At 60.8% G+C, this 19,472-nt stretch carries 13 protein-coding genes; 9 read left to right on the top strand and 4 right to left on the bottom strand.

Annotation, left to right across the window (positions count from 1 at the left end; translation table 11 throughout):
* Positions 1 to 79 precede the first annotated feature (79 nt).
* Both ACSPX5_RS08405 and ACSPX5_RS08410 read left to right on the top strand, forming a co-directional pair.
* Positions 80 to 1,054, top strand: a complete 975-nt coding sequence (locus tag ACSPX5_RS08405) for a hypothetical protein (protein WP_323161415.1) — start codon at positions 80 to 82, stop codon at positions 1,052 to 1,054.
* Positions 1,055 to 1,195: 141 nt separating this feature from the next.
* Positions 1,196 to 1,867 carry a DUF3313 domain-containing protein gene (locus tag ACSPX5_RS08410; RefSeq protein WP_207864491.1) on the top strand — a complete coding sequence of 224 codons (672 nt, stop codon included), beginning with the start codon at positions 1,196 to 1,198 and terminating at the stop codon, positions 1,865 to 1,867.
* A gap of 61 nt (positions 1,868 to 1,928) precedes the next feature.
* Here the strand turns inward: ACSPX5_RS08410 and ACSPX5_RS08415 are convergent, their stop codons facing one another.
* On the bottom strand, positions 1,929 to 2,354 hold the full coding sequence (locus ACSPX5_RS08415) for a YciI family protein (RefSeq protein ID WP_169430234.1): 426 nt from the start codon (positions 2,352 to 2,354) through the stop codon (positions 1,929 to 1,931).
* Between the two features lie 219 nt (positions 2,355 to 2,573).
* Here ACSPX5_RS08415 and tpx point away from each other — a divergent pair, with 219 nt between their 5' ends.
* The 7 genes from tpx to ACSPX5_RS08450 all read left to right on the top strand — a co-directional run bounded on the left by tpx (position 2,574) and on the right by ACSPX5_RS08450 (position 15,378).
* Positions 2,574 to 3,074 (top strand): thiol peroxidase, encoded by a 501-nt coding sequence (gene tpx / locus ACSPX5_RS08420; RefSeq protein ID WP_007968505.1) that lies wholly within the window; start codon positions 2,574 to 2,576, stop codon positions 3,072 to 3,074.
* Between the two features lie 188 nt (positions 3,075 to 3,262).
* On the top strand, positions 3,263 to 4,570 hold the full coding sequence (locus tag ACSPX5_RS08425) for an MdtA/MuxA family multidrug efflux RND transporter periplasmic adaptor subunit (RefSeq protein ID WP_439821445.1): 1,308 nt from the start codon (positions 3,263 to 3,265) through the stop codon (positions 4,568 to 4,570).
* Positions 4,567 to 7,671, top strand: coding sequence for an MdtB/MuxB family multidrug efflux RND transporter permease subunit (locus tag ACSPX5_RS08430; protein ID WP_207864487.1), 3,105 nt, complete (start codon positions 4,567 to 4,569; stop codon positions 7,669 to 7,671). Before ACSPX5_RS08425 ends, ACSPX5_RS08430 begins: the two co-directional genes overlap by 4 nt.
* On the top strand, positions 7,668 to 10,775 hold the full coding sequence (locus ACSPX5_RS08435) for an efflux RND transporter permease subunit (protein WP_169430238.1): 3,108 nt from the start codon (positions 7,668 to 7,670) through the stop codon (positions 10,773 to 10,775). Before ACSPX5_RS08430 ends, ACSPX5_RS08435 begins: the two co-directional genes overlap by 4 nt.
* Positions 10,772 to 12,241 (top strand): efflux transporter outer membrane subunit, encoded by a 1,470-nt coding sequence (locus tag ACSPX5_RS08440; protein ID WP_439821446.1) that lies wholly within the window; start codon positions 10,772 to 10,774, stop codon positions 12,239 to 12,241. Before ACSPX5_RS08435 ends, ACSPX5_RS08440 begins: the two co-directional genes overlap by 4 nt.
* A 224-nt stretch (positions 12,242 to 12,465) precedes the next feature.
* Positions 12,466 to 14,547: a putative bifunctional diguanylate cyclase/phosphodiesterase gene (locus ACSPX5_RS08445; protein WP_439821447.1), complete on the top strand. Its 2,082-nt coding sequence runs from the start codon at positions 12,466 to 12,468 to the stop codon at positions 14,545 to 14,547.
* Between the two features lie 84 nt (positions 14,548 to 14,631).
* A complete protein-coding gene (locus tag ACSPX5_RS08450) occupies positions 14,632 to 15,378 on the top strand; it encodes an SDR family oxidoreductase (protein WP_169430241.1) in 747 nt (248 codons plus the stop codon).
* 176 nt (positions 15,379 to 15,554) lie between these two features.
* Here ACSPX5_RS08450 and ACSPX5_RS08455 read toward each other — a convergent pair whose 3' ends face one another.
* The 3 genes from ACSPX5_RS08455 to ccoG form a co-directional block, all read right to left on the bottom strand.
* Positions 15,555 to 16,013: a hypothetical protein gene (locus tag ACSPX5_RS08455; RefSeq protein ID WP_439821448.1), complete on the bottom strand. Its 459-nt coding sequence runs from the start codon at positions 16,011 to 16,013 to the stop codon at positions 15,555 to 15,557.
* Positions 16,014 to 16,239: 226 nt separating this feature from the next.
* Positions 16,240 to 17,649: a GntR family transcriptional regulator MpaR gene (gene mapR, locus ACSPX5_RS08460; RefSeq protein WP_439821449.1), complete on the bottom strand. Its 1,410-nt coding sequence runs from the start codon at positions 17,647 to 17,649 to the stop codon at positions 16,240 to 16,242.
* Between the two features lie 274 nt (positions 17,650 to 17,923).
* Complete coding sequence (gene ccoG, locus ACSPX5_RS08465; RefSeq protein WP_169430243.1) at positions 17,924 to 19,354, bottom strand: cytochrome c oxidase accessory protein CcoG; 1,431 nt, start codon at positions 19,352 to 19,354, stop codon at positions 17,924 to 17,926.
* Positions 19,355 to 19,472: the final 118 nt, after the last annotated feature.

Here is a 19,472-nt window from a genome sequence, read left to right on the forward strand (position 1 = left end):
GGGCGATGGTGGCATTTTGGTAGAGTCCTTTTCGCCGTCGGATTATCGGCTGAGCAAATCAGGAAGGGAGTCTGCTGTTGTGAGTGTTGGCAAGAAAATTCTGGGCCTCACCGCGTTGCTGTTGATGCTGACGCTGTGGGCCGGTTACATCTATGTGTTCAACGAAAACCGCGGCGGCCAGCTTGGCGGTGTCGGCGAAAGCACCGCATGGTGCGGCACGCCGCCGAACACGGAAGCGGCGCTGCTGGGCAAGGATCAACTGACCTTGCGCATCACCAATAACCTGCGCGGCGAGTTCATGCTCAGCGGTGCGGTGGTGGTGTCCGAGCGCACCTTCAACCGCTATGACCTGGGTCGCAACGAACTGCGTCTGCGCCTGGAACCGTTGCAGTGGACGTACGGCGTCACGCCGATCTTCCTTGAGCAAGTGAAAGTCCTGCCCCTGAGCCGCAACCTCGCTTCGACCGACAAAAGCGCCTTCGCCCAGCTCGAATCGCGCCCGATCGGCGTTCAGGGCCGGGTCACCGAGTTCCCTTTCGACACCTATCGCTACGGCTACAAACCGGTACTGTATTACCTCAAGGGTAACGAGCGCATCGACCTGCGCTTCAAGAACATCACCACGCTGATGGAGATGTCCAACACCTTCACGCCGATCCAGAAGTACAACCGCGCCGACTACATCAACGAGAAAAATTCGGTGGTCCGCGACGAAGACTACAAAGCCTACGGCCACCACGAGTGCGCGTTCAGCGTCGAGCGTAAAGGTTCGTTCAAGGTGGTGGTGCTGCTGATGTTGCTGGTGTTGTGCCTGCCGTTGTTGCTGGTGTTCTACCGCGACGAGCCGGGGATCGACTTCCTGGCCACGCTGGTGGGAATCGGCGTGGTGCGCACAGTGCTGGTGGGGCCGGTGCAGGATTTCCAGCTGTACAACATCGATTTCCTGTTCGGCGCGGCGCTGTTGCTGGTGGGCACCGTGTCGCTGATCAAGGCGATGCGGCTCAACAGCCGGCGGGAGATGGCGTTACGCAGCGGGGAAACGTCGACCTGGTGAATCTGATCTGAATCGGGTTCTATCGTGCTTCAGTCCGGGGGCGGGATTCATTTCCCGTCCGGCAAAGCGCAAAGCCTGTGGTTTTAGCTATACCTGTAACTCCCCATGCAATAAATCAGGCCTTCTGACAGGAGTTACAGCATGAAGCTAGCCTTAATGATGAGCACCCTATGCATTGCCTCGCTTGGCGTGGTGGGTTGCTCCAGCAAAACCGTCGCTCCGGATGAGTATTCAGGCTTCCTCAAGGACTACAGCCAGCTCAAGGAGGCCAAGTCACCGTCCGGTGCCGAGGTGATGCGCTGGGTCGATCCCAAACTCGATATCAACAAGTTCACCAGCGTCTACATCGAACCAACCCAGCTGTATCCCAAGCCTCAGCCAACGGCAAAAATCCCGCAACAGACCCTCAACGGCATCACTGCTTACTATGATCAGGCGCTCAAGCGTGAAGTGGGCAAGTCTCTGCCGTTGGCCAGCGGGCCCGGCCCGGGTGTGATCGTTGTGCGCGCGGCCATCACCGCCGTCAACAGCAAGACCGAAGGCCTGCGTGCCTATGAAGTGATCCCGATTGCCTTGGTGGCGGCAGCGGTCACCACCGCCAGCGGCAGTCGCGATCAGGAAACCACCCTGGCCACCGAAGCAGTGTTCATCGATGGCGGCAACAACAAGGTGGTGGCGCAGGTCGTGCGCAAGGGCACCGGTAAACCTCTGGAAAACGATTCTCAGGTAATGAAGGCCGATGACGTTAAAGCCGTGATCGATGGCTGGGCGTCGGACATGCACCAGTCCTATCTGAAAATGAAGTCCAGATAAGGCGGGCCTGATGACCTCCACGGCGTGAGTCGTGGAGGCCGGTCGGGAGCGGAGTGGACTGTCAGTGCTTTTTGGCCTGTTCGCGAATCCGTTCTTCCTGCTCGCGCAGTTGCGGAGTGAATTCGGCGCCAAAATCTTCCGGGCAGAATATCTGGCGAATCTCGATTTCGGCCTCGGTGCCCGGCATGGGATTAGGGCAGCGCTTGACCCATTCGATGGCTTCTTCCTTCGATTTCACGTCCCAGATCCAGTAACCGGCGATCAGCTCCTTGGTTTCGGCGAAAGGGCCGTCGATCACGCTGCGTGTTTCCCCGCTGAAACGTACGCGGGCACCCTTGCTGCTTGGATGCAGGCCATCGGCCGAGACCAGGATGCCGGCCTTGGCCAGTTCCTCGTTGTAGTTGCCCATATCGGTGAGCAATTGCTCGCTTGGCATCACGCCGGCTTCGGAATCCTGGCTGGCTTTGACAATGATCATGAAGCGCATGGGGTTTCTCCGCTGGAAAGTGAGGGATTCAATGCCTTGTCGAACGGCCAGGGCTTGAATCGACAGCCCGTTAAATAAAAGATGCTGACGGTGGCGGCGGGTGAGGGCGGTACGCTCTACACCGACCAATTTCGGTTCAGGCATAGGTCGTCGGACAATTTCGTGGTTAACTTCCGCCTCTTGCATGCTTTCCCAACAACGTTAAGAAGGACTCCGTTCATGGCTCAAGTCACTCTCAAAGGCAACCCGGTTCAAGTCAACGGCCAACTGCCACAAGCCGGTTCCAAGGCGCCAGCCTTTTCCCTGGTAGCCGGCAATCTGTCCGACGTCACCCTGAAAGACTTCGCCGGCAAGCGCAAAGTGCTGAACATCTTCCCAAGCGTCGACACCCCGACTTGCGCCACTTCCGTGCGCAAGTTCAACGCCCAGGCCAACGAGCTGGCCAACACCGTGGTGTTGTGCATCTCGGCTGACCTGCCATTCGCCCAGGCCCGCTTCTGCGGCGCCGAAGGTCTGGAAAACGTACAGAACCTGTCGACCCTGCGTGGCGCCGAGTTCATCGAGAACTACGGCGTGGCCATCGCTGACGGCCCGCTGAAAGGCCTGACCGCCCGTGCGGTGGTTGTGCTGGACGAAAACGACAACGTGCTGCACAGCGAGCTGGTCAAGGAAATCGCTGAAGAGCCGAACTACGATGCAGCGCTGGCTGTATTGAAATAAGTGTTCTGAAACAAGCGCTTTACAATTGTTAACGGCCTGGCCCTGTCCAGGCCGTTTTCATTTGTGTATCAGTGTTTTGGCTCACACCTTGAAACGTAAGTTGAAGGTAAATTGCCGGTAAAGCTGCTTTGCTTTACCCCCACCAGTGCTTATCGTTCAGCCTTCCGTAAAAGAAGCCCACGCGCCCAATGGTTAATCACTCCATGCAATCGTCTTCCCGAAACTCTCGTCGCTGGCTGCTCAGTCTGCTGGTCCTGCTGGTCATCGCCGGCCTGTGCTGGAAATTCTGGCCTGCCGGATCGGCCCACAAGGAGGGCGGCGAGAAGGCTGCGGCCGGTCACACCGGGCGTTCGGGGATGATGCGTCCGGGCTTCGGCGGGGCGGCGGGTCCGATCCCGGTGCGCGTGGCGCCAGTGGTCACCGGTGATTTCCCGCTGTACTACAAGGCGCTGGGCACCGTGACCGCGCTGAACACCATCAACGTGCGCAGCCGGGTCGGCGGCGAACTGGTGAAGATCTATTTCGAAGAGGGGCAGATGGTCAAGGCTGGCGACCTGCTGGCGGAGATCGACCCGCGTCCGTACCAGAACGCCTTGCTTCAGGCTGAAGGCACCTTGCTGCAGAATCAGGCACAGCTGAAAAACGCCCAGGTCGATGTCGAGCGCTATCGCGGTCTTTACAAGGAAGACAGCATCGCCAAGCAGACCCTGGACACCGCTGAAGCACTGGTCGGCCAATACCTCGGCACCGTGAAAACCAACCAGGCGGCGGTCAACGACGCCAAGCTCAACCTCGAATTCACCAAGATCCGCGCGCCGATTGCCGGTCGCGTCGGTCTGCGCCAACTCGACGTCGGCAACCTGGTGGCCGCGAATGACACCACGTTCCTCGCCGTCATTACCCAGACCCAGCCGATCAGTGTAGCGTTCACCCTGCCGGAAAACAGCCTGGAAACCGTGCTCGCCCGCTACCGCAGCGGCGCCAAACTGCCCGCTGAAGCCTGGGACCGTGGCGATACCAAACTGCAAGCCACAGGCGTGCTGCAAAGCCTCGACAACCAGATCGACGTGACGACCGGCACCCTGAAGTTCAAGGCGCGCTACGAAAACCGCGATCAATCGCTGTTCCCCAACCAGTTCGTCAACGTTCACCTGCTGGCCGACACCCTCAAGGGCGTGCTGCTGGCGCCATCGGCCGCGATCCAGTTCGGTACCAACGGCACCTTCGTCTACGCGCTGGACGGCGACAGGAAAGTGACCATCCGCCAGTTGAAGATCGGCGCCAGCGACGGGCAGAACACCGTGATCACCGAAGGCCTGGCCCCCGGCGACCGCGTGGTGCTGGAAGGCACAGACCGCTTGAAGGAAGGCAGTGAAGTGGAAGTGGTCAACGACAGTCAGGATGTGCCGACCACGCCGACCGGACACCTGCAAGGCAAGTCCGCCGCCAGCGCTCCTGATGCTGCCGTCACCGACAAGGCCAAGAAGGGCGCATGAACATTTCGCGTCTGTTCATCCTCCGCCCGGTCGCCACCACGCTGAGCATGCTGGCCATCGTACTGGCCGGTCTGATCGCCTATCGCTTGCTGCCGGTTTCGGCCTTGCCGCAGGTGGATTACCCGACCATCCGGGTCATGACGTTGTACCCGGGCGCCAGTCCGGACGTGATGACCAGCGCCGTCACCGCGCCGCTTGAACGTCAGTTCGGGCAAATGCCGGGCCTGACGCAAATGGCTTCGACCAGTTCCGGCGGAGCCTCGGTGCTGACCCTGCGTTTCAGCCTCGACATCAACATGGACGTCGCCGAACAGCAGGTGCAGGCGGCGATCAACGCCGCAACCAACCTGTTGCCGACCGATCTGCCGGCGCCGCCGGTGTACAACAAGGTCAATCCGGCGGACACCCCGGTGCTGACCCTGGCGATTACCTCGAAAACCATGCTGCTGCCCAAGCTCAACGATCTGGTCGACACGCGCATGGCGCAGAAGATCGCCCAGATCAGCGGCGTCGGCATGGTCAGCATCGCCGGCGGTCAGCGTCAGGCGGTGCGGATCAAGGTCAATCCGGAGGCACTGGCGGCCAACGGCCTGAACCTGTCGGACGTGCGCACGCTGATCGGTGCGTCCAACGTCAACCAGCCCAAGGGTAACTTCGACGGCCCGACGCGGGTGTCGATGCTCGATGCCAACGACCAGCTGACTTCGCCCAAGGACTACGCCAACCTGATCCTGGCCTACAAGAACGGCGCACCGCTGCGGCTCAAGGATGTCGCGCAGATCGTCGACGGCGCCGAAAACGAGCGTCTGGCGGCGTGGGCCAACCAGAATCAGGCAGTGTTGCTGAATATCCAGCGCCAGCCGGGCGCCAACGTGATCGAGGTGGTCGACCGGATCAAGGCGCTGCTGCCGAGCATCACCGACAACCTGCCGGCGGGCCTCGAAGTGACCGTGCTGACCGACCGCACCCAGACCATCCGCGCCTCGGTCACCGACGTGCAGCACGAGCTGCTGATCGCCATCGCGCTGGTGGTGATGGTGACGTTCCTGTTCCTGCGTCGCGCCAGTGCGACCATCATTCCGTCAGTAGCGGTTCCGCTGTCGCTGATCGGTACGTTTGGCGTGATGTACCTGGCCGGATTCTCGGTCAACAACCTGACCCTGATGGCACTGACCATCGCCACCGGTTTCGTGGTCGATGATGCCATCGTGATGCTGGAGAACATCGCCCGTTTCATTGAAGAGGGTGACAGCCCGATGCAGGCCGCGCTCAAGGGCGCGAAGCAGATCGGCTTCACCCTGATTTCCCTGACCCTGTCGTTGATCGCGGTGCTGATTCCACTGCTGTTCATGGCCGACGTAGTGGGGCGGTTGTTCCGCGAATTCGCCATTACCCTGGCGGTGGCGATCCTGATTTCCCTGGTGGTCTCGCTGACCCTGACGCCGATGATGTGCGCGCGCCTGCTCAAGCGTGAGCCGCAAGAACATGAACAGGGCCGTTTCTACCGAGCCAGCGGTGCGTTCATCGACTGGATGATTGCCGCTTACGGGCGCAAGTTGCAGTGGGTGCTCAAGCACCAGCCGCTGACACTGCTGGTGGCCATCGGCACCCTGGCGCTGACCGTGTTCCTTTATATGGTGGTGCCCAAGGGCTTCTTCCCGGTGCAGGACACCGGGGTGATCCAGGGCATCTCCGAGGCGCCGCAGTCGATTTCCTTTGCCGCCATGGGCGAGCGTCAACAGGCGTTGGCCAAGGTGATTCTCGAAGACCCGGCGGTGGAAAGCCTGTCGTCCTACATCGGCGTCGACGGCGACAACGCCACGCTCAACAGCGGTCGCCTGCTGATCAACCTCAAACCCCATGGCCAGCGTGATCTGACGGCGACCGAAGTGATTGCCCGCCTGCAACCGCAGCTGGACAAGCTTGTCGGCATCCGCCTGTTCATGCAGCCGGTGCAGGACCTGACCATCGAAGACCGCGTCAGCCGCACCCAGTACCAGTTCAGCATGTCGTCGCCGGACGCCGAACTGCTCAGCCTGTGGAGCGGCCGGCTGGTCGAGGCATTGGCCCAGCGTCCGGAGCTGACCGACGTCGCCAGTGATTTGCAGGACAAGGGTTTGCAGGTGTTCCTGGTGATTGACCGCGATGCAGCCTCGCGCCTTGGCGTGTCGGTGGCGAACATCACCGATGCGCTGTACGACGCCTTTGGCCAGCGGCAGATCTCGACCATTTACACCCAGGCCAGCCAGTACCGCGTGGTGCTGCAGGCTCAGGCCGGGGAGAAGATCGGCCCCCAGGCGCTGGATCAGATTCACGTCAAGACCACCGATGGCGGTCAGGTGCGGTTGTCGAGCCTGGCCCATGTCGAGGAGCGTCAGGCGCAACTGGCGATCACTCACATCGGCCAGTTCCCGGCGGTGATGATGTCCTTCAACCTTGCCCACGGCGTGGCGCTGGGGCATGCGGTGGACATCATCGAGCAGGTGCAGAAAGACATCGGCATGCCGATCGGCGTGCAGACCCAGTTCCAGGGTGCAGCCGAAGCGTTTCAGGCCTCGCTGTCGAGCACCTTGCTGCTGATTCTGGCGGCGGTGGTGACCATGTACATCGTGCTCGGCGTGCTCTACGAGAGCTACATCCACCCCATCACGATTCTGTCGACCTTGCCTTCGGCGGCGGTCGGTGCGTTGCTGGCGCTGCTGCTCAGCGGCAATGACCTGGGCATGATCGCGATCATCGGCATCATCCTGCTGATCGGTATCGTCAAGAAGAACGCGATCATGATGATCGACTTCGCCCTCGACGCCGAGCGTACTCAAGGCATGGCGCCGGAGCAGGCGATCTATCAGGCGGCGCTGCTGCGGTTCCGGCCGATCCTGATGACCACGCTGGCCGCGTTGTTCGGCGCGGTGCCGTTGATGCTGGCCACCGGTTCGGGTGCTGAATTGCGTCAGCCGCTGGGTCTGGTGATGGTCGGCGGATTGCTGGTGAGCCAGATCCTGACGCTGTTCACGACACCGGTGATCTACCTGTATTTCGATCGTCTCGGCCGGCGTTTTGGCCGTGCGCCTTCGGCCGTGGAGCCGGTAGAACAGCCATGAACCTGTCCGGTCCCTTCATCAAGCGCCCGGTGGCGACCATGCTCCTGAGCCTGGCGATCATGCTGCTGGGCGGTGTGAGCTTCGGCCTGCTGCCGGTGTCGCCGCTGCCACAAATGGACTTCCCGGTGATCGTGGTGCAGGCGAGTCTGCCCGGCGCGAGCCCGGAAGTCATGGCGTCCACGGTTGCTACGCCGCTGGAGCGTTCGTTCGGCGCCATCGCCGGCGTCAATACCATGAGCAGCCGTTCCAGCCAGGGTTCGACACGGGTCATTCTGCAATTCGACCTCGACCGCGACATCAATGGCGCGGCGCGGGAAGTGCAGGCGGCAATCAACGCTTCGCGCAACCTGCTGCCGAGCGGGATGCGCAGCATGCCGACCTACAAGAAGGTCAACCCGTCACAGGCGCCGATCATGGTGTTGTCGCTGACCTCGGATGTGCTGGAAAAAGGCCAGCTCTACGACCTGGCCTCGACCATCCTGTCCCAGAGCCTGTCCCAGGTGCAGGGCGTGGGCGAGGTGCAGATCGGCGGCAGCTCCCTGCCGGCGGTACGCATCGAACTCGAACCCCAGGCCCTGAACCAGTACGGCGTGGCGCTGGACGATGTGCGCAAGACCATCGCCGGCGCCAACGTGCGCCGGCCGAAGGGCTCGGTCGAGGACGACCAGCGCCTGTGGCAGATCCAGGCCAACGATCAACTGGAGAAGGCCAAGGACTACGAATCGCTGATCATCCACTACAACGGCGGTGCCGCGCTTCGTCTGAAGGACGTGGCCAAGGTCAGCGATGGCGTGGAAGACCGCTACAACAGCGGTTTCTTCAATGACGATGCGGCGGTGTTGCTGGTGATCAACCGGCAGGCCGGCGCCAACATCATCGAGACGGTCAACGAGATCAAGGCGCAGTTGCCGGCATTACAGGCCGTGTTGCCGGCCAGCGTGAAGCTGAATCTGGCGATGGATCGTTCGCCGGTGATCAAGGCCACGCTGCACGAAGCAGAGATGACCTTGCTGATCGCTGTGGCGCTGGTGATCCTGGTGGTGTTCCTGTTCCTCGGCAATTTCCGTGCTTCGCTGATCCCGACTCTGGCGGTGCCGGTGTCGCTGGTCGGCACTTTTGCGGTGATGTACCTCTACGGATTCTCGCTGAACAACCTGTCGCTGATGGCGCTGATTCTCGCCACCGGGCTGGTGGTGGACGATGCCATCGTGGTGCTGGAAAACATTTCCCGGCACATCGACGAAGGCGTCAAGCCGATGAAGGCCGCGTATCTGGGGGCCAAGGAAGTCGGGTTCACCCTGCTGTCGATGAACGTGTCGCTGGTGGCGGTGTTCCTGTCGATCCTGTTCATGGGCGGGATCATCGAGAGCCTGTTCCGTGAATTCTCCATCACCCTGGCCGCCGCCATCGTGGTGTCGCTGGTGGTTTCCCTGACCCTGACACCGATGCTCTGTGCCCGCTGGCTCAAGCCGCACACGCCGGGCCAGGAAAACCGTCTGCAACGCTGGAGCCGGCGCACCAACGACTGGATGGTCGGCAAATACGCCACCAGCCTCGACTGGGTGTTGCGTCACCGACGTCTGACACTGTTGAGCCTGATCATCACGGTCGGCGTGAACGTCGCGTTGTATGTAGTGGTGCCCAAGACCTTCCTGCCGCAACAGGACACCGGCCAGTTGATCGGTTTCGTGCGCGGTGACGACGGCCTGTCGTTCAGCGTGATGCAGCCGAAAATGGAAACCTTCCGCCGCGCCGTGCTCAAGGACGAAGCGGTCGAGAGCGTTGCCGGTTTCATTGGTGGCACCAACGGAACCAATAACGCGTTCATGCTGGTGCGCCTGAAGCCGATCAAGGAGCGCAATATCTCGGCGCAAAAAGTCATCGAGCGCCTGCGCAAGGAAATGCCCAAGGTGCCCGGCGCGCAATTGATGCTGATGGCCGACCAGGACCTGCAGTTCGGCGGTGGCCGTGAGCAGACCACCTCGCAATACAGCTACATCCTGCAAAGCGGCGATCTTGGGGCCCTGCGCGAGTGGTACCCGAAAGTGGTCACCGCATTGCGCGCCTTGCCGGAACTGACCGCCATCGACGCCCGTGAAGGGCGCGGTGCGCAGCAGGTGACGCTGATCGTCGACCGCGATCAGGCCAAACGTCTGGGCGTGGACATGAACATGGTCACCGCCGTGCTCAACAACGCTTACAGCCAGCGGCAGATTTCGACGATCTACGACAGTCTCAACCAGTATCAGGTGGTGATGGAGGTCAATCCGAAATACGCCCAGGACCCGGTCACGCTCAATCAGGTGCAGGTGATCACTGCCGATGGCGCGCGGATTCCGTTGTCGACCATTGCCCATTACGAAAGCAGCCTGGAAGATGACCGGGTCAGCCACGAAGGCCAGTTCGCCTCCGAAAGCATCGCGTTCGACATGGCCGAAGGCGTGACGGTAGAGAAGGGCAGTGCGGCCATCGAGCGGGCGATTGCCAAGGTCGGCCTGCCGGAAGACGTGATCGCGAAAATGGCCGGCACCGCCGACGCCTTCGCGGCCACCCAGAAGAGCCAGCCGTTCATGATCCTCGGTGCGCTGCTGGCGGTGTATCTGGTGCTGGGCGTGTTGTATGAAAGCTACATTCATCCGCTGACGATCCTGTCGACACTGCCGTCGGCCGGGGTTGGCGCGCTGTTGTCGATCTACGTGCTGGGCGGCGAGTTCAGCCTGATTTCGCTGCTCGGGTTGTTCCTGCTGATCGGTGTGGTGAAGAAGAACGCGATCCTGATGATCGACCTGGCGCTGCAACTGGAGCGTCATCAGGGCATGGCGCCATTGGAATCGATTCGCAGTGCCTGTCTGCAACGCCTGCGGCCGATCCTGATGACCACGCTGGCGGCGATCCTCGGCGCGTTGCCGTTGTTGCTCAGCCGTGCCGAAGGCGCGGAAATGCGCCAGCCACTGGGCCTGACCATTATCGGTGGTCTGATTTTCAGCCAGATTCTGACCCTTTACACCACACCTGTGGTTTACCTCTATCTCGACAAGGCCCGTCACCGCTTCAACAAGTGGCGTGGCGTACGTACCGATGCCGCACTGGAAACTCCGCTATGAATGACCGTTCGCTTATCCAACTGGCCAGTGTCCGCGGTTCGCGTCTGCTGAGCCTGTCACTGTGCGTGGCGATGCTCAGTGCGTGCGCCGTCGGCCCGGACTACCAGCGCCCGCAGACCGCCGAAGTCGCCCAGTACAAAGAGGCCAAGGGCTGGCGTCAGGCCAGTCCCTCGGATTCCCTGGCCCGGGGCGCCTGGTGGGAGTTGTACGGCGACCGTCAGCTCAATGAGCTGGTGGAAAAGCTCAACCGTTCCAACCAGACCGTCGCCCAGTCCGAGGCGCAGTACCGTCAGGCCCAGGCCTTGGTGCGCGATGCCCGTGGAGCGTTTTACCCGACGCTCGACCTGAGCCTGGGCAAGACCCGCTCCAGCCAGGGCACCGGCAGCAGCAGTTCGAGCCTGAGCAGTTTGTCCAGCGGTATTCGTGATACCTACAACGCCCAGTTGGGCGTCAGTTGGGAAGCCGATGTCTGGGGCAAGTTGCGCCGGGGGCTGGAGGCCGACGAGGCCAGCGCGCAGGCCAGCTTCGCCGATCTGGCGGCGATGCGCCTGAGCCAGCAGTCGGAACTGGTGCAGAACTACCTGCAGTTGCGCGTGATCGATCAGCAGAAGCGTTTGCTCGAGTCGACGGTGGAAGCCTACGAACGTTCGCTGAAAATGACCCAGAACCAGTACAACGCCGGGATCTCCGGGCGTGATGCCGTGGCGCAGGCACAGACGCAACTCAAATCCACCCAGGGCGATCTGGTGGACCTGATCTGGCAGCGGGCGCAGTTCGAAAACGCCATTGCGGTACTGACCGGCCAGCCGCCGGCGCAGTTCAAGCTCGCCGAAACCCAGGACATTCCGAAGCTGCCGCAGATTCCGTTGAGCCTGCCGTCGCAACTGCTGGAACGGCGCCCGGACATCGCCTCGGCGGAACGCTCGGTAATTGCAGCGAATGCCAATATTGGCGTAGCCAAGGCCGCGTACTACCCGGACTTCACCCTGAGCATGAGCGGCGGCTACAGCAGCAGTACTTCGCGGGATTTGATCAGTCTGCCGAACCGTTTCTGGTCGGTTGGGCCGAAAATGAGTCTGCCGCTGTTCGACGGTGGCCGACGCTCGGCGGAAGTCGACCGTACCGAAGCCGTGTATGACCAGACCGTAGCCAAATACCGCCAGACCGTGCTCGACGGCTTCCGCGAGGTGGAAAATTACCTGGTGCAGTTGAAGGTATACGAAGACGAAGCGGCCGTGCGCCAGGAAGCCCTCGATGCGGCACGGGATTCGCTGCGTCTGACCGAAAACCAGTACAAGGCCGGGGTGATTGCTTATCTCGATGTGGTGACCGTGCAGGCCACGGCGTTGAGCAACGAGCGCACTGTCCTGAATATCCTGCAGAGCCGTTTGATTGCCAGCGTGCAGTTGATCGCGGCGCTGGGCGGTGGCTGGGACGGGCAGCTGGAAACCACTGATAACCGCTGACGTGAGGCCATGATCGTTCCGCATGGGAACGATCTGCCGGCGAGGCGGACGATCTTCTCAAGCCCCTGAATTAGAGCCTTGTCAGACGATCAAACAAGCGTTTCATCGGGTTGATGGCCATTTGATTACTTTGTCAGTGAATTCTTTTTCGCAATCAGTACAATCGGCGCATTTGGCCCCGCCGAGAACGGAAGCAGTACGGTGGGGTGGTCACGAGAATTCTCATGCTCATCGGTAGCTATTCCTTCACCCTGGTTTTCATTTCGCTGTGTGTGGCGATCCTCGCTTCCTACACCGCGCTCGATCTCACCGGGCGCATTGCCACCGCCAAGGGACGCGCCGTGCATATATGGACGGCCGGCGGGGCGTTTGCCATGGGCGTCGGCGTCTGGTCGATGCACTTCATCGGAATGCTGGCGTTCACGCTGCCGATCAGCCTCGGTTACGACATTTCGATCACGGCGCTTTCATTGCTGATCGCCGTGCTTTCCTGCGGTTTTGCCCTGTGGCTGGTCAGCCAGCCGAAACTGCCGGCCTGGCAACTGGCCTTTGGCGCGTTGATCATGGGCGCCGGCATCAGCGCGATGCATTACACCGGCATGGCCGCGATGCGCATGCAACCGGGCATCGACTACGATCCGACATTGTTTGGCGCCTCGCTGCTGATCGCCGTCGGCGCCTCGGCGGCAGCGCTGTGGATCGCCTTTCGCCTGCGTCAGCATTCGCCCTATGTGCGGCTGTTCCGTGCCGGGGCGGCGATTGTCATGGGCGTGGCGATTGTCGGCATGCACTACACCGGTATGGCGGCGGCGCGGTTTCCCGAAGGCAGTTTCTGCGGCGCGGTGCTCAGCGGTCTGAATGGCAATGGCCTGGACAACCTGGTGCTGATCACCACGCTGGCGGTGCTGGCCATCGCGCTGCTGACCTCGATTCTCGACGCGCGCCTCGAAGCCCGCACCGCTGATCTGGCCCATTCGTTGACCGTGGCCAACCGCGAACTCACCCAGCTGGCTTTGCACGACACCCTGACCGGGCTGCCGAACCGGATGTTGCTGGACGACCGGATCAATCAGGCGATGAAAAAGGTCAACGAGCAGGGCGGCTGTTTTGCGCTGATGTTCATCGATCTGGACGGCTTCAAACCCGTCAACGACGCTTTCGGTCACCACATGGGCGACCAGTTGCTGCGCGAAGTGGCGGTGCGCCTGCGTGAAGATTTGCGCAGCCTCGACACGCTGGCGCGGATTGGCGGCGATGAGTTTGTGCTGCTGGTGCGCCTGGCCGAGCCTGACGACGCGCTGGGTCTGGCAGCACGTCAGGTGGGCCTGATCGCGCAGTCGTTCCGGGTCGCCGAACATGACCTGCAGATTTCCGCCAGCGTCGGCATCGCCCTGTATCCGGGCAATGGCCAGAGCGCCCAGGAACTACTGATGAACGCCGACGCTGCGATGTACCACGCCAAGGGCGGCGGCAAGAACGGCTACAGCTTCTTCGACGTCTCGATGAACAGTAACGCCCGCAAGCAACTGCAACTGCTGCAGGATCTGCGCGCGGCGTTGGAGCACAGCCAGTTCAGCCTGCATTACCAACCCAAGTTCCATGCCGCCGATGGCCACCCGGTCGGTGCCGAAGCACTGTTGCGCTGGGAACATCCGGTTCACGGCATGCTGATGCCGGACAAGTTCATCGATCTGGCCGAGAAAACCGGGTTGATCATTCCGATCGGCGAATGGGTACTCAATGAAGCCTGCCGGCAGATGCGCGAGTGGTATGTGCTGGGCTACACCGACTGGCGGATCGCGGTGAATCTGTCCGCTCTGCAGTTCTGTCACGCCGGATTGGTGCGCAGCGTGGCCAAGGCGCTGGCCACGCACCATTTGCCGGCCAACAGCCTGACCCTGGAAATCACCGAGACCACCGCCATGAGCGACGCCGACGCAAGCATGACGGTGTTGCAGGAGCTGTCCGACATGGGCGTCGACCTGTCCATCGATGACTTCGGCACCGGTTATTCGAGCCTGATGTACCTCAAGCGCCTGCCGGCCAACGAGCTGAAGATTGATCGCGGTTTTGTCCGCGACCTGGAGCACGACAGCGATGACGCGGCCATCGTTTCGGCGATCGTCGCGCTCGGTCAGGCACTGGGTTTGCGCATTGTCGCCGAGGGCGTGGAGACCGGTGTGCAGCAGGACTTCCTGACGCAACTGGGCTGCGATTCGCTGCAGGGTTACCTGCTCGGCCACCCGATGCCGGCCGACCGCTTCCTGCAGGACATTGCACGCGGCAAACAATTGGCGGCGAGCTGAACGGCTGACGCAGGCCATGCAAAACCCTGCAATGACGGTTATTCTTGCCCCGACTGTTACGTGTACATCGGGGGGAAGGCCAGCATGGATAAAGTCATAGTGATCACCGGTGGCGGGCGCGGAATCGGAGCCGCGACCGCGCTGTTGGCTGCCGAGCAAGGCTATCGGATCTGCATCAATTATCAGTCTGACGAGCAGGCGGCCCACCACGTACTCGATCAGGTACGCGCGCGTGGCGCCACGGCCATCGCGGTACGCGCCGACGTCAGCATTGAAGACGAAGTGATCGGCCTGTTTCACCGGGTCGACACCGAGCTGGGCCGGGTCACCGCACTGGTGAACAACGCCGGCACTGTCGGGCATAAATCCCGGGTCGAGGAAATGTCGGAATTCCGCATCCTCAAAATCATGAAAACCAACGTCCTGGCGCCGATCCTCTGCGCCAAGCACGCGATCCTGCGCATGTCGCCCAGACACGGCGGGCAGGGTGGCAGCATCGTCAACGTCTCCTCGGTCGCCGCACGCCTGGGCTCGCCGAACGAGTACGTCGACTATGCCGCGTCCAAGGGGGCCCTCGACACGTTTACCATCGGCCTGTCCAAGGAAGTGGCGGGCGAGGGGATTCGGGTCAACGCGGTGCGTCCGGGGTACATCTACACCGATTTCCACGCGTTGAGCGGCGATCCGGATCGGGTCAGCAAGCTGGAATCGGCCATTCCAATGGCCCGTGGCGGGCGGCCGGATGAGGTGGCGGAGGCGATTGTCTGGTTGCTGTCGGACAAGGCTTCATATGCCACCGGGACCTTCGTCGATCTTGGCGGCGGCCGTTAAAAACTCGAATATATATGGGAAGTTCCGGTCTCTTTGTGATCAAGTACCTCCCGTATTGTTTTTGCGCATATCACAAAGTGAAAGGCCCCGGTTATGGGGGGGCGCTCTTTTTAAGCCATCTGTCTATTCCTGAATAAGGTTTACACCTGTTTCAGGACTAGGCAATCAGGGGCATATTAATCATCGGGCACAATCAAAATATTGTCGATATATAAGCGGGAGGTCGGCTTTTGATCACCCCTGTAGAAGGCTCCAATATCGAGCGATCCATCCGAAGGCTTACGCAGATCCATATGAAATGAATAGCGTTGCCACTCGCTATTCGGCACAGGGTCTTTCACAGAGGAAATGTTATTTGCACCGGCATTCACCATAATCAAAACATAGTCGTCAGGAGCATCTTTAATACGAAGGTCGAAAGAAATGATAATTTTCTTGCCCTTAAGATCCTGAAATGTTCTGTTTGGGCATTCAAGCAAAGCGCGAGGATCCGCTTGTCGGGTGACTAGACACATACCTTGGCCAGTCCGTTCATCAGGTACCAAATCACAAATTTTTACATGACCAACTTCTCCCCAGCCATTTCGTTCGCCATCATCGAAGTTGCTTTCATGTAGAATTTTTTTGCCAGACATTTTCAAAGTTCCCGTATTTAAAGTGCATCTTTATTAAATCAGGCCAAATCAATACTGGCACCTGTCAGAAATGACAGGTATTTATCGAATAAACTACCGTTTGTCGTAAGTACATATAGCTGTATGCGAATGAAATTGCGTGGGGATGCTGGTGTTTACCGCGACATTGATTTCGCAAGTGCAACATTCTTCGACGCGCGAAGGCGATACTCGTAGCAACAATCGCTCAGAACGACCGCACAATCCGCCCCAACGTCTCCATCGCCTTCTCTGAACTCTCGGTCCACGGGCTGCCGTAATTCAACCGGATGCAATTCCTGAATCGTTGAGTCGGCGAGAAAATCGGCCCCGGCGCAATGCTGATCCCTTGCGCCAACGCCATTTGAAACAACTTCAACGAGTCCATTTGCGGCGGCAGTTCCAGCCACAGGAAATACCCGCCGGCGGGTTGGCTCACGCGGGTCTGCGCCGGGAAGTAGCGGGCGATGGCCGCGAGCATGGCGCTTTGCTGTTCTTCCAGGGCGTAGCGCAGTTTGCGCAGGTGGCGGTCATAGCCACCATGTTGCAGGTAGTCGGCAATGGCTGCTTGCGCCGGCATCGAAGCGCACAACGAAGTCATCAGTTTCAGGCGTTCGATTTTCTGTGCGTAGCGTCCGGCGGCGACCCAGCCAATGCGGTAGCCGGGGGCCAGGCTCTTGGAAAATGAACCGCAATGCATCACCAGACCCTCGGTGTCGAAGGCCTTGGCCGGTTTGGGTGCCTGCTGGCCGTAATAGAGTTCGGCGTAGACGTCGTCTTCGATCAGCGGCACTTGATGCTGTTTCAGCAGTTCCACCAGTTCCTGTTTCTTGGCCTCGGGCATGGTCGCGCCCATTGGGTTCTGGAAACTGGTCATGCACCAGCAGGCCTTGATCGGGTGTCGTTCCAGGGTCTGGGCCAGCACGCCGAGGTCGATTCCGTCGCGCGGGTGTACGGGGATTTCCACAGCCTTGAGTTTCAGCCGCTCCAGCACTTGCAGGCTGGCATAGAACGCCGGGGCTTCGATGGCCACCAGATCGCCGGGTTCTGTCACCGCCTGCAGGCACAGGTTCAGCGCTTCGAGGGCGCCGTTGGTGATCAGCAATTCTTCCATCGGCAGCATCAGGCCGCCGACCATGTAGCGCAGGGCGATCTGCCGGCGCAGTTGCGGGTTACCCGGCGACATGTCGGTGACCACCATCCGCGGGTCCATCTCCCGTGCGGCGCTGGCCAGCGAGCGTGACAGACGTTGCAGCGGGAACAGTTCGGGGCTGGGAAAGGCCGAGCCGAACGGCACGGTGCTCGGGTCCTTGATCGATTCCAGCACCGAGAACACCAGTTCGCTGACGTCGACCTCGGTGGACTCGTTGACCTGGCTGCTGATCACCGGCTCCGAGAACGGGCTCGGGGTATGGGTATTGACGAAGTAACCCGAGCGCGGCCGGGCGCGGATCAGGCCGCGACGCTCCAGCAGGTAGTAGGCCTGGAACACCGTGGACGGGCTGACGCCGTAGGTCTGGCTCGCGTAGCGCACCGACGGCACCCGCTGGCCGGGGCCGAGGACGCCGGAGCGGATCAGTTCAGCGATGTCATCGGCGAATTTTTCGTAGCGTTTCATCGGGGGCCTTGGTGCTGGTTGAATGTGTAGAGTGTCAGGGAAAAGCCCCTCACCCTAGCCCTCTCCCGGAGGGAGAGGGGACTGATTGCGGGATGCTTCAGAGTTACGCCGACCTGAACGTTCTGCTGTGAATCCATAATCGACCCGGTTTTTCAGGTCGATGTGTAGCGCGAGACATCGCAGACGGCTCCCTCTCCCTCCGGGAGAGGGCTGGGGTGAGGGCCAATCGCACTGACACACTACAACCCCACGAAACCGCCGCCATCTTAAAGCCTCACCGATTCATCGGCGCAACAAACCGGCTCTTCGCCACGCTATAAATCGCGGGCTCATCGCTGTCGGCAATCTTGAAGCTCAAGGTCTGCGAGCTGCTGGCCGCACGTTCCGTGGTCATCGCCACCGACACCGGTACATCGACGATCTCGCCCGGCGCCAGGCTCAGCTCGGTCTTGCCTTGCAGCTGGAAGCCGTCGCCGTCCAACAGCGTCAGCTTGTAATCCTGGCGTTGCTGGGTCTTGTTGATGACCTTGAGGGTGTAGATGTTTTCGATCTGGCCCTGACCGTTTTCACGGAACAGGCCCCGGTCCTTGGTCACGTCCAGCGACACCATCGGCCGTTCGACCAGTGCCAGGGCGAGGGCGCCGATCATCACCACCAGCACCGCGACGTAGCCAATCAATCTCGGGCGCAGCAAGTGCGTCTTGCCGCCCTGCAACTCGCGCTCGGAGGTGTAGCGAATCAGGCCACGGGCGTAATTCATCTTGTCCATGATCGAGTCGCAGGCGTCGATGCACGCTGCGCAACCGATGCATTCCATTTGCAGGCCGTCACGGATGTCGATGCCGGTCGGGCAGACCTGCACGCACAACTGGCAGTCGATGCAATCGCCGAGGCCGGCTTCGGCCGGTTTCACCTCGCGTTTGCGCGGGCCGCGGTTTTCGCCGCGAGCTGCGTCGTAGGAAATCGTCAGTGTGTCCTTGTCGAACATCACGCTCTGGAACCGCGCATACGGGCACATGTGCATGCACACGGCTTCGCGCAGCCAGCCGGCGTTGATGTAGGTGGCGGCGGTGAAGAACAGCACCCAGAACAGGCTGACCCCGCCGATCTGCAGGGTCAGCAGTTCTTCGGCCAACGGGCGGATCGGGGTGAAGTAGCCGACGAAGGTCAGGCCGGTGAGCACGCTGATCGCCAGCCACAACGTGTGCTTGGCCGCACGCCGCGCCAGTTTGTTGAGGCTCCAGGGCGCAGCTTGCAGTTTGATCCGCTGGTTGCGCTCACCCTCGGTGATCTTCTCGCACCACATGAAAATCCACGTCCACGAACTCTGCGGGCAGGTGTAACCGCACCAGACCCGGCCGGCGAACACGGTAATGGCGAACAGGCCGAACGCGGCAATGATCAGCAGCGCCGACAGCAGAATGAAATCCTGTGGCCAGAAGGTCGCGCCAAAGATGTGGAATTTGCTTTCGGAAAGGTCCCAGAGCACCGCCTGACGCCCACCCCAGTTCAGCCACACGGTGCCGAAGAACAGCAGGAACAGAAACCCCGCGCCGCTCATGCGCAAGGTGCGGAACAGGCCGGTGAAGCTGCGGGTGAAAATCTGGTTGTCGCTGGTGGCGTGTTTCGCCTTCATTGGGCGCGCCGGTACTTTTTTTATCTGGGGAGATGCTTCTACGGTTCGGACGGGAATTCGTTCGCTCATGGTCGTTCGCTCATCAGCCTCCATCAGGCCAGTGAACTATGAGCGCCGATCTGTTTGCATAACAGACTCAGGTATTTCAATAAAAGGCGTATCAGATGGGATTTGCACCCACGCCTGC

This window comes from Pseudomonas sp. HLG18 (assembly GCF_051903985.1).
GTDB lineage: Bacteria > Pseudomonadota > Gammaproteobacteria > Pseudomonadales > Pseudomonadaceae > Aquipseudomonas > Aquipseudomonas fluorescens_BT.